Genomic DNA, 15,211 nt, shown 5'->3' on the forward strand with positions numbered 1-15,211 from the left:
CCGCGGACGCCGCCCGGCGTGCCGAACAGGTCGCGCGACGGCAGGAGTGGGCGCGGATGGCGGCCGCCGCCGGCAGGCTTGAGACCCCGGAGCCGCGTCAAGCGGCCATGGACGACGCTCACCCGGTGGAGGCGGTGTCCACGACACCTCCGTCTGGGCCGAACGCGGCGTGGCGGGCCGCACGTGCGGAAACCGAGCGTCGCCGCCGGGAGAAGGAGCCGACTCAACCGGCGGCGCGGTCGACCTAGAGGGGCCGCGCGGAGGGCCGCGCCCGGGGTGGGCGCGGGTGGGCACGGGGTGGGCGCGAGGTGAACGCGAAGCGAGCGCGGGCCGGGCGGAGGCCGCCGTGAGGACGGATGAAAGCCAGTGGGCGGCGCGGTGGCGTGAGTGACCGAAGACGCACTCGCCTCGGATGGCCCAGATGATCAGGAAACGGCGCGGCGGCGCCGAAGACGGCGGCCGGGCGAGCGCCGAAGACGGCGGCCGGGCGAGCGGCCGGGCGAGCGCGCCGATGAGGAGCCCGCCAGCGACCGCGGCGGGTGAGGCGGCGAATCCGGAGACGGTGCCCGGGCTCCATCGAGCACAGGCGGCTGGTAGAACCGCAGGCGTCTGCCTGTCAGCGCGCGACTGATGCCGATCGCGAAGACCGGCCCGGCCGAACCGCGCCTTCGTCACCCTCGTTGATCTGATCGACGCCCCAAGCGCGATGAATGATGCCCTGAACCTCCCCGCGAACACGCGCACGCTCTCGCCCGGACACCAACACAAGGCCTCGCGGGAGCGAGCGTGGTCGTGTCAGCGAACGCGACCAGCGCGCGCCGTCGGCTCGAACATGACCGCGTTCATGGAAGGCCCCACTGCTCGCACTGCCCCCTTCAGGGGCCATCGGCGGCACACTGCTTGACCCAAGCGCGCAGAATGGCCGCCTCCCGCTCCCGGGATATCCCCAGCTCAGCCCCCCGCTCGTGGTCAAGCAGCGGGCCCTCGCACAGCCACTCCCAGGTGTCGGCCACCGTATCGGCGAGTGGGCGGCAGACGAGCCCGGCGGCGCGCGCACGAGCCGCCTCCACCCGCCACGTCCCCGCGTACGGGCGCCACAGCGGCAGCTCCGTCCACTCGCGCACGCCCCGCGCGATGAGAAAGTCGTGAGGAACCCATTCCAGCACGGCCCGATCGCCGGTGACTCGCCGGCAGGCATCTAGCAGATCACCGAACGTGGCGTGCCCGATCGGCGCGGCCACGTTGTACGAGCCTGTCAGACGCCGCTCGACGGTGTCGACGACGAACCGGGCGACATCGCGCACATCGATCGGCTGAATGGGCCAGCCGGGACTACCAGGCGCGAGCACATGACCGCCCTCGGCGACGCGGCGCAGCCACCACGGGATACGCCCCACATATTCATGGGGGCCGATGATGACACTCGGCCGAAGCAGCGTGGCCCGCTCGCCGAACACCGTGGTGACGGCCCGCTCACATCCAGCCTTCTCGCGACCATACTGGTCGGGGCCGAACTCGCCGGGCGGCCCGTACGGCGTGTACGCGCGGACGACCGACTCATCATTCAGGGGCTCGGTCGGCCATCCCTCATAGACGTTGACGGTGGAGACGTACACGTACTGCTCGACGCGGGCGGCTAGGAACCGGACCGACCGCTCGACCAACTCTGGTGTCGTGCCGCTGGTGTCGATCACCGCGTCCCACGGGCCCGTGGCCGCCAGAGTCGCCATGTCTCGGTCGCTGATGCGATCGCCGTGGTGCGGGGCGACGCCGGGTACGGCACGGCCGGACTTGCCTCGGCTGAAGCTCAGCACATTGTGGTCGCGGTTGAGAGCCTCCTCGGCTACGGCGCGGCCTAGGAACCATGTGCCCCCAAGGATCAGCAGTCGCATGGCCACGATCCTGACGCAGGAGGCCAAGGCTGGGGAAGGGGCACGGCACGAAGAAGACGGAACCCTCGTTGATCAATACTCGTCGAGATCCGCGACAGGCTGTAGACGGCGGTGAGAACTACGCCTGTTCATCCCTTGCCGGTGAATGCTGGTCACAGAGGCCCTCCATGGGCACCAGGCCGTTCATGCGATGGCCTCGGCCCAGCGAGTGGCCAGGTCCGATTGCTCACTCGGCTGTCACGTCCCTCGGGTCAGGGGCGCTGCGGCCATAATCGCGCGGACGTGCGGTGTGCCCAGGACGTGTGTGCGGGCGGCGGTCAGATCGTGGCCGAGCCCGGCTCGACCTGGGTGATCCGCAGGGGAAGTCCGCTGGGCGCCGAGAGAGCTCGCGGGTTGACGGCGTGTTGGTGGGCCTCGCCGGAGTACCAGGCGTCGATGAGCTCGCCCTTGACGCTGATGATCGGCGCGGCGCGGCGATCGGTGGCGATCAGGGGGCCGTCGAGGATGACGTAGGCCAGCCCGTCGGCATGCGCGGTCCAGAGCCTCGCGTGGATCAGGTGCTTGAGCTGCCAGGACGTCGATGCCTTCGGCGATGTGACGGTAGGCCGTGGCGCGGGAGACGCGATGATCACGGCCGAGCTTGGAGATGTCGCTCTCGCCCCGGAACCAGCGCGGGACCAGCACCGCCTGCCAGGACGGAGTCAGGGCGCGACCGCCTTTCGGAGTGCCGAGCCGGCGACGTTCATCCTTCAGCGGTCGGGCAACGTGGCGAACCAGCGCGCGGGAGACGTCGAGCATGGCACGATGAGCAATCACGTGGAGCCTTCCAGCCTTGGGCGTTCTTGTGGTGAGAACTCATCTACCGGAGGCTCCACGCCTGTCTCCGGCCTTCGACGACTTCTTCCGGAAGGCCCGAAACATCACCACAGGCTTCCCAAAGACCCCCAACCACCCGAATTATTTTTCCGAGATCACCTCGTTGAATACATGTATTGATCTCTACGTCGAAATCTCCGAACCGGCAGCCATACCTTGGACAAATTCTAGTAGAGCTCCCATTTGTTCCCTGGTCCACCAGGCGAATTCATCAGGGAAATCCTTACCGCGAATGATCACCACTTGAGACACCTCTTCTGACGGGAGAGGCGCGCTTTCGATCCGTGCTACAACATTAAGGCAAATATGCCAATGGTTATTGTCATCAACCCATGTCGGCATGGTGTAGAGGCGAGTACTGATCACTCGCACACCCGCCTGCTCATACGCAAGACGCGCCGCGCACTCATCGACGGTTTCACCGAAGCGGATAAGGCCGTGAGGAAAGTAGAGGGCGTTCTTCGGTCCATCATGGAGTCCGTTAGGACGTCGAAGAGCAAACACGCTCGAACCGCGATGGAGGATCACGTCAAATGTCAGATGCGCCCCACCGGGTACCTCTTCTTGTACTGGGCCGGCGAAGTTCGCTTCTCGGTGCTCGTAAAAATAGTGATACCCACTCATCTTTCCTCCAAGTCTCGCATCTGAATCGGCGGCCGACATCGGACGACTGAGCCTTTTTCACCGTCCTTACCCGACTAGCCTGAGCGGGAGTGATGGCGCATCTACCAGTCCGGCTCCACTGCCGGAGGTCCGGGCCTCGTCGCGAGCCACAGGTCCATCTTCGTTAGCCACCGCTCCTGACCTGTGACGATAGGATGAAAGGGCTCACTGGTGTCGTGCGCTTATAGCTCGTTGCCCATCCCGACGTGAAACGCATGCGGCGCACGATGGCGCCCGTCATGAACACGCCTTTCGAATCATCGAAGGGAACACTTTGACAGTATCCCATGTCAATGGCCCGCGGGACTCACAACGCCAGGCATCTGCGTCCATGTCAGCAGGCTTCAGGCCGAGGTAGCGATCCTCAGCCAAATTCGATTCTGTGTGAGATTGCGTAGGGGAAGTCACGAAGGCCGGGGTTCTTGCCAGCGCGGACGCGTCCTTCGGCACCACGCGTGGCGAAGGACGGCCGCGATCAACGCGTCTCCCGGGCCACGGCTTACCGTTTACATCGCCGAGGGGATCGACGCCCTCACAGCTGAAGCCCCTGATCCGCACGAGGCCCTGGACCGCGCCCAGGCTGAATGGATCGCCGATGTCGAGGCCGGGCTCAGTCCACGATCTGACCGCCGCTCGCGCGTGCCCGGCGCTCTGTACGCCGCAGCCGCAGCCGGCCTGACCACCCTCGCCGATAGCGGCTCCGACGGCGCCGGAATCGGCATTCATTACGCCGATCAGGCAGCCCGAAGGAAACCAGATCCTCAACCCGGACAAACGCACCCAAAGCCGGCTCCCACGCGCCCCGCACTGTCTCGGCGAACGTGGGTTCGCCCAGCTCAAAGGCTGCTGGCGGACCCTCCAGCACACCACCGCCAGCCCCAGAAAAATCGGCGACATCGCCCATGCCGCGCTTGTCCTCACCCATTTCGAGCACAGCTACCTCGCGGCAACTCGATGGGATCACGTCACTGAACCTTCGGTTTCGGATCAGCTCATAGCGGGCGCTTAGCCCTGTCTCGTCCCGGATACAAGTGACGCTCCGCCAATCGCCACGCCAGGCCATCGCGAACATCGCCCTAGTCCATATTCCGGCCCACGAGGCGCTCACTGCCTACTATGAAGCGGTGTCGCGACCAAATGAGTTCACAGGACGGATAGAGCACATCTACCATCGCGCCCAGCTCGACCCGGCAGCGGGCGTGGAGCTCTGGCTCACCGAGATGGATCGTGTGCTGGCCCTCAGCCGGTTCGATCTGTGCGGATCCCTGCTGAGCGTGCTCAGCGACCTGAACATGCCCTCCCCCCAGGCCGCCGAGACTTGCGACTTTCAGGCGGCACGGGCCGAGATCGCCCTCGCGCGATGGAGCCAGGCTGAGGAACGGCTGCGCGCGCTCCCCGGGGAGGCTGCCCGGACCCGCCTGCTGAAGGGCGAGCTGGCCTTCGCGCGGGGCGACTTCGAGGCCGCCAAGCGGCACGCCGACCAGGCGCTGGCCGCCAGTCCGGATGGGACCGCCCGTCTGCCGTTCCTGATGCTCTCGGCCACCATGCTGCTTTACCTCGGCCGGTTTGACGCCGGCAGGCGGGTATGCCGCGAAGGCCTCGCGATCATCGGTGCCGATGGGGACGCCAACACCGCCGTGTTGTGGCACTCGCGCCTGGCGTCCATCGAGCTTTTCTCCGGGGAGATCGAAGCGGCCAAGCGGCAGCTCACGCTAGCGGCGCGGAGGCTGGACACTGTCCCTGAGGCTGACCGGGATCGTCAGGCCGAGGCCGGGTTGCGCCAGGAAGAGGGCGCCGTCGCCGAGGCGGAAGGCGAAGTCGGGGATGCGCTGCGAGGCCACGTGGAAGCGCTGCGCATTCGCCGTGAGATCGCTGACATCCGAGGCGTCGCCCACAGCCTCAACGGGTTAGGGCAGGTGGCGCTTCGGAGCGGCGACGTGACCGAAGCGGAGGAACGATTCATCGAGTCGGCCGCGCTCGCCCGTGACCTGGGGGATACCTTGCTGTACGCCAAGGTAACCCGGGGCCGCGCTGAAGCCGCCACGCTGGCCGGCCGATTGGACGACGCCGACCGGTTGGCGGCCGAGGCGCTCGCCGGATTCGAAACCGCCAATATCCCCTACGACATCGTCCACGCTTGGATCACCCAAGCTCGGGTGCGCCGAGCTCGTGGCGACCAGCGCGCCTGGCTGGAGCTAGTCGACCGCGCTCGGCGAAAGATCGAGAGCGACAACTTCCGCAGCCTCTACGCGCGCTGCCCAGAGATCCGGCCCCCCTCGGCCGAGCGCATCGGACGGGCGATGACAGCGTTCGCCGCGGGCGACGCGCTGGGCGTCCCCTGGGAGGGCTCCGGCCCGGACGCGATCGACGATGGACGGATCACCGAGTTCCCGACCCCGGCGGGAGGTTGGCCGCGCGGCTCCACCTCCGACGACACGGCCCAAATGCTCCTGGTGAGTGAGCTCTTGGCCGACACCAACGGGAGCCCCACCGCCCAAACGTTCATGGGTCGGCTCGCCGCCGCGGAGGACGAGATCCGCGGCATCGGTCCGACCACCCGCCGCGCCCTCGACCGTTTTCGTGAGACCGGCGCTCTACCTGAGCCGATCCCCGGCGAGCGCGCCACCAACGGCGCGGCCATGCGCATGCTCCCCGTCGGCTGGACCACCCCTGCCACCGATGCCGACCTACGCCGTCAACTGGTGGAGGAACTAGCGATTGGCACCCACCGTGCGCCGGAGGCGATCGCCGCGGCCTGCCTTGTCGCCGCCATGGCCGCCTGGGCGATCGAGGGTGTAACGCTCGCCACGATTTTGCGTGCCGCCGAGATGGAGGCTGACTGGGTCGCCGGTCGCTACGGAGAACCCACCGCCGTCCGCGCGGCCCTCACCGGCGCCTGGACCCCTCCCGCCGAGGGAATCAGCCTCGACGCACTGGAGACAGTCGCCGCCGTCGTGCACATCTTGAGAACGACACGCGACCTGGCGGCGGCGCTGCGTCAATCCGTCCTCCTCGGTGGTGACACCGACACGGTCGCCGCACTTGTCGGCGGAATCCGTGGTGCGATGGCTCCAGACGAACTTGACGGCCTGGCCTGGCTCTCGGTCGTGGACTTCGACCACCCCGCCGGCTTGGTCGGACGGCTTCACGGGCTACGTATCGCCAGGTATGGGCGATAAATCGAGGAGACGCCACCAAGATGCGCCGACCACGTGGCCCATCGCGATGCCGACCGGATCCGCGACGTTCAGTCCGCGGAGCCGTCGACCGCACAGGACCTGTTACGGGGTTGGCCGAGCGACATGATGAGGACCCCGCCTCCAACCCCGCCGCCTGGCATCTCCGCTCGGTCGGGCGCCCTCCCAACTGTCTCAGGCTAGTGCTGCGTTCCTCAGGGAGTGTGGGTGGCCCTGGCCGAGAGCCTTGAGCGGGCGGATTCTCATGGCCGGAAGGCTTCCGTCATGCCGAACCCACTGCTGGCGTGGGCCGCGCGATGAGAGGGAAAAGCGCGATGTGCGCCGGTTGGCCGGTGCCCGGCATGCTCCTGGTGATGGGATCGAGGAGGTCATGGCCGGACTGGCGCGGCTCCGTCAGCCGGATGGAGATGACCACTGTCACCAGTGGGACGACAGATGGGATGGGCGTTGGGGGTATGTAGTCGCTGAGATACAGCTGAGGGCCCGGGAATCTCCCAGACCCTCAGCTTTGAGTTGGCGGATAGATCAGGCGGAGATCCGGTTCTCAGCCCGCTTGCCCCTGTTCCACTCGGCGAGAATGAGCTGGTAGCACGTGCTCACTCTCGACCCCGTTCCGCTGTGCTGCGTACCACCCGCGGACGCGAGGGCGGTGATGTTGGCGCGCCATCGGAACGCGGGGTCCTTCTTTCCGATCTTCTCGGCAAGAGCCTTGTCGTCCACGTGATCGCCGTGCCGCCCCAGGAACATGCCGATGCCACCGAGGAGCATTCCATCCCAGGTGTCCTTCGTCCGCCCCCAAGCGTCCTCAGCGACCTTGAGGGAGCGCTCCAGGATCTCGGGCCCGTATTGATCGGTGATGCGGAGCACGCCCGCAACCGCGCCCACGGTGTTTGTCCCGGAGGAGCCCATGGACAGGTTGCGCCTCGTCAGCGCGTCCTCCGTGTCGACGAAGAGGGGTAGTCCGGCGGTCAGGCCGATCCTGTACTCATCGAGAGGCCTCGGCTTGCTCGACTCGCGGTTCTTGATCAGGAACAGCACGGCCTCTCCCATCTGATCGAGGTCATGGTGCACCTCGGCGATGAGAGCGGGAATGCCAGAGAGCTTGGCGGCGTGCCAACGGTGCATGCCGTCGACGATGTAACGATCTCCATTCGACCGCTGTGAGACGACAATGGTTCCGAGTGCCTCAGGAACGAGGTTCTTCGCGATACCCATCGCACGCGGCTCGTTCAGCGTGCGCTGGGCCTTGTCGTCGATCTTGAGATCTTCAACAGGGATGCTGACCCCGTGAATGACTTTGTGCTGCGGGAGTTGGTACGGGTATTTCTTGGGCATACCTCTGCCGTTTCTGCGTCGCGCTTAGGATGTTGGCAAATTGCCAGTGAAGGGATGCGACGTGCCGTCAAGATTACTACAAAATCAGGGCAACATCTAACGTTTTCCCATTTGCCTGCCGGCCACCTCTCGGCCGTTACCCGACCGGGATACCATGAAATCCATTTCATCCTCCGTTGGGTACTCTGAGCCTTTTTCATCCTCCCTGCCCAGCTCCCTTGAGCAGGACTGATGGCGCATCTACCCACCTAGTTCAGCTGCCGGAGGTCTGGGCCTGGCCGCAGGCCACAGGGTCCATCTTCGCCAGCCGCCACTCCTGACCTGCGAAAATATGATGAAAAAAGGCTCTCTGTTGCCACAGCGTGATCGCGAGCTGAGAGTTCGGCTGATGGCATAGAGAAACCCCTGGTAGGCGGATTAGTCACCACAATTCATCCGTCGCAACCAGGGGTTTCGAACGCGCTGCTCCATCGCGCTGCCGTCGATTTGTCGCGTTCAACGCTGACCTATGTGGCCAGACTGAGCCTCTGTCATCCTCCTAGCCCAGCTCTCCGGAGCAGGATTGATGGCGCATCTACCGGTCCGGCTCAGCTGCCGGAGGTCCAGGCCTCATCGCAGGCCACAGGGTCCATCTTCGCCAGCCACCCTCGGTTGCCGATCGCCGACCTGTTCAGCGAGAAACGGGCGAGGCAGCTCTACGAGAGTCTTCCGGAAACTCACCGGCGGGATCGCTTCGACTCCGCCAACATGCCCGTGGACTACGGGGAAGCGTTCACGAGGCGAACGATCAACAAAAGTCGGGGCTGGGTCACGCAGTCCCTGAGCCTGCGCGGGCTGCCGGAACCGATGCTGTGGGATCTGGCCTGGTGCATCCACCAGCAGGTCGTCGACGGGTACAGCGTCAACACCCAGCGCTTGGGAGAGTTGCGGCGTGGACTGGTCCTCGCGGTCGCGCACGGCACTCCGGCGGCGCAGGCGGCACGTTCGCTCACGGCTCTGACACACGAGGAATGGGGCAAGGAGGTTCGCGGCGCGTTGATGCGCACGAACACCACCACCAACGCCTACCTGCCGACATGGGTCGAGAACGGACTCAAGCACCCGCAAGACCGTCTCGCCCACGCGTACCACGGTGGCGAGTGGTGGCGCCTGAACGTCTGGAACCCGGCGTTGGACGGGCGCATCCCCCAGCGTGAGCATGAGCCGCAGGGCCGCGCAGTTGCCACTTCAGCCAACTGACCACGGACTGGTTCCGCGAGGCCGCCAAGTGGTAGCCGTCGGTTCAGCTCTCGACGGAGCGGTACCTGTGGTCGTCGGTGAAGAGCCGGCTGGACCATCTCAAGTGGCTCCAGCGGTACCTCGACGAGGCGGGTTGCGCCGACCCCAACACGTGGACTCGCCGGAGAAGCTGCGGCCGTGGCTACTCGGGTTCGTGGAGTCGCTCAACAGCCACACCGCGATGACCGGTCCGACAAAGGAGGCAGACTCTCCGGGAACAGCCGGCGAGGTCCACTGAGGCTTTTCCAACCTGATCGCGCAGGTCAGCAGGGGGGCGGCGCTGGGACCGGTTGGCATGAGAAGAGGCTCTCGGTAAGACAGCAGTCGACCAAGATCCGATGCCTCTACCGGAGAGCCTCGTTGCTGTCTTACCCTGCCGCGATTCCGCTGTCCAATCACACCCTGACCCGCTTGGCCGAGCTGCTTCGCACCCGGCGTGCCGAGCGCCGCTGCCGGTGGCGGCGCCTGGACCCGTCCCGGCAAGCCCTGCTGGTCCTGGCCCATCTGCGCAATGGCGACACTTACGCGCGTCTGGCCGCGGGCTTCGCCATCGGCACCAGCACCGCCTGGCGCTACGTCCGCGAGGCGGTCGACCTACTCGCCATGCTCGCCGACGATGTCCACACTGCCGTCTTACGCGCCGGCCGACTGGCCTACGCCATCCTGGACGGCACCCTGATCCCGATCGACCGGCTGGCCGACGAACGGCCGTACTACTCCGGCAAACACCGACGCCACGGCGTCAACGCGCAGGTCCTGGCCGATCCGGCCGGCCGACTCGTGTGGGCCTCACCTGCGATGCCCGGCGCCACGCATGACCTGACCGCGGCACGCGCCACCGGCCTGATCGACGCGCTGACCGCCGCGGGGGTGAAGACCTTCGCCGACAAGGGATATCAAGGCGCCGGCGGCAGCATCCGCACGCCATTCAAAGGCCATCGACCGCGGCCACCGCTATCGCGTCACCAGCGCTCGGTCAACCGCGCGCACGCTCGCATCCGCGCCTGCGGCGAACGCGCCGTTGCCACCTTGAAGACCTGGAAGATCCTGACCCGGCTGCGCTGCTGCCCGCACCGCGCCACCACGATCGTGCAGGCCATCCTCGTCTTGCAACTCACCGAAGAAGGCCGCTACTCAGGATGAAAAGTGCTCACTGGTGACCATCGAGGCCTTCTACCGCTGGATGTACGACAACCGTGCCGAGGCGGCCTCGGTTCTCCGAGACCGGCGCTGGGCCGGTCTCGGCCTGCGGCACACGGTGCTGTTCCGGCTCGAGGACAAGCCTCGACTCACCAATCAACTCGCTGACGACCTAGCCCTCGAGGACGAGGTCATCAGCAGGATCGCGGCAGGCTCCGGCGTGCTCGCGGCCCCCAAGGACGAAGACGGCCTCGATGACAGACAGGCATTCCACGCACTGATGCTGTTGCTCCGCACCGGCCGACGCATGAACGAGGTCCTGATGATGGACTTCGAACCGCTGCTGCCGCTGCTGAAGACGAGGAGGGAAGACGGCAAAGAGCCGGACGGCTTCGTGGCGCGGCTCAGCTATCAGCAGACGAAGATCGTCAGCGACGATCCGCCGACGATCCCCGTGGACCAGGAGATCGTCGACATTGTCCGCCTCTAGCAGCAGTGGGCTCGTGAATTCATCGCATCCCACGGCGCTCCGGAGGGAACGAACCCGCGCTACCTGTTCCTGCGGACCAAGAACAACCGGCTGGGACTGCGGCCCTACGCCTCGGCGACGTTCCAAAAACGACTCGCCACGCTCACGGAGAAACTGGCCATCAACGACAGCGTCGGCCGCGCGGTCAAGATCTCCAGGACACACACCTTCCGGCACACCCGGGCGACCGACCTGATCAACGCCGGCGTCCCCATCCACGTCGTTATGCGCTATCTGGGCCATGTCACCCTGACCATGACCATGCGCTACGCCAAGACCCTCGCCGTCACCGCCGAGCGCGAGTTCCTCCGCTACAAGAAGGTGACCGCCGACGGCCGGACCGCCGAGGTGGACCCCAGCGACCTCTACGACATGCTCCACTTCGACCAACGGGCCGACCGAGTGCTGCCAAACGGCTGGTGCATGCTGCCGCCCCGCCAGGTCTGCGCCAAGGGAAACGCCTGCCTGACCTGTGACAAGTTCGTCACCGACGCCAGCCACCGCGACGAGCTCCAACAGCGGCTCGCGCAGACGGACGGCCTCATCTCCCGCCGCCAAGCTCAGTTCACCGCCCGCCACGGCGAGCCGATGGGCGAGGACAAGATCTGGCTCGCCGGCCGACTCACCGAGACCCGAGCCCTGACCAAGGTCCTGGTCGCCCTGGACCAGATCGCCGTCCACGAGGACGGCCGCCTCCGCGCCGTCCGCGGCGCGGGCTCGCCCGACCGCCCCCAACCACAGGAGCCCACCGCATGACCGCCCTGCCCGAACACCTCCGCCGGGCCACCCGCGCGCGGACCGAGGAAGCGGGCAAGCGCGCCCGCGCCGCCCTCGCCGAGCTGGCCAAGGCAGGCAAGTCCATCAGCTTCACCGCCGTGGCCCGCCGGGCCGGAGTGAGCACCGACTTCCTCTCCCGCAGCCCGGAACTCCGTACCCAGATTGAACGGCACCGCGCCAAGGCGGGGCCAACTATGACGAGTCGGCAGACTCTTCCGACGGCGGATCGCTTTCGGCGGCCGTGCGGGCACTGAGCGCACGCCTCACACGTCAGCAGCAGGAACACCGGGCAGCAGTTGAGAGCCTTCGAAAGTCCTTGCAAGTAGCTCAGGGGAGAACCTGGAGCAACAAAGGCGCTTGGCCCGCTAAGAGGCCTGACGTACCGAGAAAACCGCACGCCCTGGTACACAGCGCATGAGGTCAAGCCGTCAAGCCAGCCTGTTTGAGAGCGACCGCGTCAGTGAGACCGTTGGATTGGGCCAGGTCGGCTCGCAGTCTTGTTGATTATCGAAAGGGTAGGCGTACCGGATGTGGTGAAAGCGACGCCGCGAAGCGAACTCAGCCGTACCGTCGCAGGCGGAGCGGTGGCCGGCAGCCTGGAACGAACCCGGCATGCTGACCGCGGCGCAGCGGGTCCGTGCGGTCGTCGATGCCATCACGGACGGCACGACAGCCCGCCCCGAGCAGCTTCAGAGGCTGTCGGCCGAGGCTGTACTGGAGATCGAGCGTGATCAGCAGGCTCCGATGGCAGATGCCTACCGAGAGTTCCTGTCCCTGATAGGCGGTGGGGCCGGGCGCTTCATGCGCGGGGAAGACGTGTACCACCCCCGTGCTCTCGGACTGGGAGAGGCTGCCCGCGAGCTACTGGAGGAGAACGACTCGCCCTTCCGCTTCGATCCGACCGACCGCGTCTTCACCATGCATCAGGGCTACCAGTTCGAGTTCATGCGAGGCACCGGGCCCGACCCCGAGGTCTGGTCGTACTCGGAGGGCATGAACGGCGACGTTCCCGTGCGCAGCCATGCCTCCTTCACTGACTGGCTCCGTGCGACTGCCGAAGCGGAAATGCCGGTCTGGAAACGTCACGCGGCGACAGTCCGCGAGGAGATCAACGCCGACGGCAGTATCACCGAGTACTGGTAGCCAAGCCCGGGCCGCCGCTCACAAGTCAGATGTCAGGAGCGGTGGCCACATGAGCTTCACGACGGGCCCTGTGGGCACCATGCCGTGGACGGCTGGGCCTTGGCTTTCGCCGCTCTCAGCTCGCTGTAGGTGCAGATACGAGATCCTCCACGTCGAGGCCCGTCGCGACATCCACATATCGATCGTCGTAGTAGGAGTATCACCGGCCTCCCGACAGTCGCCAGCCGTCGCCGATCTCGGGAGGTTGGATGGCCTCGTCGATCAGGACCTCTGCCTCTGTGGAACATGAGTCATGGTCTTCGTCGATCCAGTGCCGGAATTTCGTCCTGACGTGGCCTTCACGTCGCTCGTCCGCCCCTGGAAGCTCCGCTACGGCATCGGAGAGCAGCGGCCCCAGACGTTGGGCGTGAGTGGCGGCGGCCGTGGCTGAGGTGGCCGGGACGGCAATGGAGGTGGCGAGGAGGGCTGCGGCAATCACGGCTATGCGACGCGGGGGGGTGATATGCCCGTTCCATCCATCAAACTACAGAGAGACAATCAGTCACTTATTGTAGCGATAAGCGAGCATGTGGATACTTAGCGCCAAGGTGACAGGCACACGCCCGACGCGCGATCACGAGGAACAGGTGGCAACCTCGGCGAGGACGTCCTACCTACGAGGTGCCAATGCTGGCACCCGCCATTGCCGAGGCACGACGGTAGCCATATGGTCACCATGAGCCATCAACGCAGGTGAGGAGATGCTGAAATGGGCGACCGCAAAAACCCCAACAGCCCTCAAGAGCAGCCCTTCAAGCCCGACCCCAGCGCCATCACCCCTGACGGCAACCGAGAGTCCCAAGGTCGGCACGGCGACGGCAAGGACGGGAAGGGCGGCAAGAAGTAGTGGCGGACACGACCGCTCAGCGAATCGAGCGCCTGGCCGCCTACGTCGCCGGCCTGGACTACGCCCCCACCTGGGTGGTCAACGCCTTCCGTGCCGTGCCGCGCCACCTGTTCATCCCATCAGTCGCACTCGCCGCCACAGGAAACGACGGTCAGACCACCGTCATCGACCGGGACGCCGACCCCGGCACCTGGTGGGCACAGGTCTACTCGCCGAACCCCATCATCACGCAGCTCGACGACGGCGGCACCGATATCCGTACCGGCACGGGCGCTTACACGTCCTCCTCGTCGGCGCCGAGCACCGTCGCCGAGTTCCTGCACCTCCTGGACCCCGAACCCGGCGACCAGGTGCTGGAGATCGGGACGGGCACCGGCTGGACGGCTGCCCTTATCTCCCACGTGATCGGTGAGCACGGTAAGGTGACCTCGATTGAGGTCGATCCGGTCGTCGCCGAGCAGGCCGCCAAGCACCTGGCCGCCGCCGGCGTCCAGCCGCATCTCGTCGTGGGCGACGGGACGGCGGGCTGCTCGTGGGGGGCCCTGTTCGACCGGGTGCACGTCACCTGTGCGATCACGACGGTGCCGTACGCGTGGGTGGAGCAGGCCCGGCCCGGAGGCGTCATCGTGGCACCGTTCTCACCCGGTGTGGGCGATGAGTTCGCGCTGCGGCTGGTCGTGACGCCGGACAGCGGCGCAGTAGGGCGCTTTCCCGGCTACGCCAGCTACATGCCGCTGCGCGCCCAGCGAGGGATTAGCCACGTCCCGGACGACGGCAGCGGACAGTACCAGCCGACACGGGTTCATCCGCGAACGATCGGGCTGGCGCCGTCGGGCGCGGGCCTGGCCATGTCGGCCCTGACGGGACTGCGTTCGCATGTCAGTCGGGAGGAGGAGCGGTTCGTGGTGTACGTGCTCGACCCGGAGGACCCAGGTTGTTGGGCCGCGGCAGTGCACCGATACGGGCAGCTCGATCACCTGGTCTATCAAGTGGGTGACCGGCCCCTGTGGGACGAGATGACGGACGCCTACTTCCGCTGGGTGTCATGGGGTGAGCCCGATCGGAGCCGGTTCGGCCTCACGGTAGACCCCGAAGGCCAGTACATCTGGCTGGACTCCCCGGACAACGTAATCGGCTGAGACGACAACGCGGACCTCGCCCTCCCGAAGGGACACTGAGCCGTGTTCATCCTCCCTGCCCAGCTTCCCTGAGCAGGACTGGTGGCGCATCTACCGCCCCGGTTCAGCTGCCGAGGGTCTGGACCTGGCCGCAGGCCACCGTCGCCAGCCGCTGCTCCTGACCTGCGGAAATAGAATGAAAGGGCTCACGGACGTGATATCAGCGAATTTCCGGCAGGTAGTTGCGCTCGACGTGGGTGAGGACAAGTGCCGCGCGAGCGAGGTCGCCGATTCGGCTAGGGCTGAGGGGGATGTGCTGGTGGGTCCGCCAGCGGCTTTGAGCAGGGCGAAGCCGCACTCGCCGAGACAGCGCAGGC

At 66.3% G+C, this 15,211-nt stretch carries 13 protein-coding genes and 1 pseudogene; 10 read left to right on the forward strand and 4 right to left on the reverse strand.

Annotated elements, in window-relative coordinates; translation table 11 throughout:
• Window positions 1-875 precede the first annotated feature (875 nt).
• From ACWEJ6_RS40815 to ACWEJ6_RS40825, 3 genes are all read right to left on the reverse strand, one after another.
• Window positions 876-1,892, reverse strand: coding sequence for an NAD-dependent epimerase/dehydratase family protein (locus ACWEJ6_RS40815; protein WP_452430929.1), 1,017 nt, complete (start codon window positions 1,890-1,892; stop codon window positions 876-878).
• Between the two features lie 317 nt (window positions 1,893-2,209).
• Complete coding sequence (locus ACWEJ6_RS40820; protein ID WP_452430931.1) at window positions 2,210-2,524, reverse strand: hypothetical protein; 315 nt, start codon at window positions 2,522-2,524, stop codon at window positions 2,210-2,212.
• A gap of 367 nt (window positions 2,525-2,891) precedes the next feature.
• Complete coding sequence (locus ACWEJ6_RS40825; protein WP_452430933.1) at window positions 2,892-3,431, reverse strand: NUDIX hydrolase; 540 nt, start codon at window positions 3,429-3,431, stop codon at window positions 2,892-2,894.
• A 757-nt stretch (window positions 3,432-4,188) separates the two neighbouring features.
• On the opposite strand from ACWEJ6_RS40825, the gene ACWEJ6_RS40830 reads away from it, so the two are divergent.
• Together ACWEJ6_RS40830 and ACWEJ6_RS40835 are read left to right on the forward strand one after the other, a co-directional pair.
• Entirely contained in the window at window positions 4,189-4,440 is a 252-nt protein-coding gene (locus tag ACWEJ6_RS40830; RefSeq protein ID WP_452431011.1) for a hypothetical protein, read from the forward strand.
• A gap of 22 nt (window positions 4,441-4,462) precedes the next feature.
• Window positions 4,463-6,610, forward strand: coding sequence for an ADP-ribosylglycohydrolase family protein (locus ACWEJ6_RS40835; RefSeq protein ID WP_452430935.1), 2,148 nt, complete (start codon window positions 4,463-4,465; stop codon window positions 6,608-6,610).
• 543 nt (window positions 6,611-7,153) lie between these two features.
• On the opposite strand, the gene ACWEJ6_RS40840 is transcribed toward ACWEJ6_RS40835, so the two are convergent.
• A complete protein-coding gene (locus ACWEJ6_RS40840; RefSeq protein ID WP_452430937.1) occupies window positions 7,154-7,963 on the reverse strand; it encodes a DUF6551 family protein in 810 nt (269 codons plus the stop codon).
• A gap of 651 nt (window positions 7,964-8,614) precedes the next feature.
• On the opposite strand from ACWEJ6_RS40840, the gene ACWEJ6_RS40845 reads away from it, so the two are divergent.
• From ACWEJ6_RS40845 to ACWEJ6_RS40880, 8 genes and pseudogenes are all read left to right on the forward strand, one after another.
• A complete protein-coding gene (locus ACWEJ6_RS40845; RefSeq protein WP_452430939.1) occupies window positions 8,615-9,202 on the forward strand; it encodes a hypothetical protein in 588 nt (195 codons plus the stop codon).
• 399 nt (window positions 9,203-9,601) lie between these two features.
• Window positions 9,602-10,384 carry a transposase family protein gene (locus ACWEJ6_RS40850; protein ID WP_452430941.1) on the forward strand — a complete coding sequence of 261 codons (783 nt, stop codon included), beginning with the start codon at window positions 9,602-9,604 and terminating at the stop codon, window positions 10,382-10,384.
• Between the two features lie 13 nt (window positions 10,385-10,397).
• Complete coding sequence (locus ACWEJ6_RS40855; protein WP_452430943.1) at window positions 10,398-10,871, forward strand: hypothetical protein; 474 nt, start codon at window positions 10,398-10,400, stop codon at window positions 10,869-10,871.
• Between the two features lie 18 nt (window positions 10,872-10,889).
• Window positions 10,890-11,666 (forward strand): annotated as a pseudogene (locus tag ACWEJ6_RS40860) (tyrosine-type recombinase/integrase); the annotation flags it as partial.
• A complete protein-coding gene (locus tag ACWEJ6_RS40865; RefSeq protein ID WP_452430945.1) occupies window positions 11,663-11,941 on the forward strand; it encodes a DUF6262 family protein in 279 nt (92 codons plus the stop codon). The pseudogene ACWEJ6_RS40860 and the gene ACWEJ6_RS40865, both read left to right, overlap by 4 nt.
• A gap of 358 nt (window positions 11,942-12,299) precedes the next feature.
• Entirely contained in the window at window positions 12,300-12,830 is a 531-nt protein-coding gene (locus ACWEJ6_RS40870) for a hypothetical protein (protein ID WP_452430947.1), read from the forward strand.
• Between the two features lie 748 nt (window positions 12,831-13,578).
• A complete protein-coding gene (locus ACWEJ6_RS40875; protein ID WP_452430949.1) occupies window positions 13,579-13,716 on the forward strand; it encodes a hypothetical protein in 138 nt (45 codons plus the stop codon).
• Complete coding sequence (locus ACWEJ6_RS40880) at window positions 13,716-14,855, forward strand: methyltransferase domain-containing protein (protein WP_452430951.1); 1,140 nt, start codon at window positions 13,716-13,718, stop codon at window positions 14,853-14,855. The genes ACWEJ6_RS40875 and ACWEJ6_RS40880 overlap by 1 nt, the downstream gene beginning before the upstream one ends.
• Window positions 14,856-15,211 lie beyond the last annotated feature (356 nt).

It is taken from the genome of Nonomuraea sp. NPDC004702, assembly GCF_053601695.1.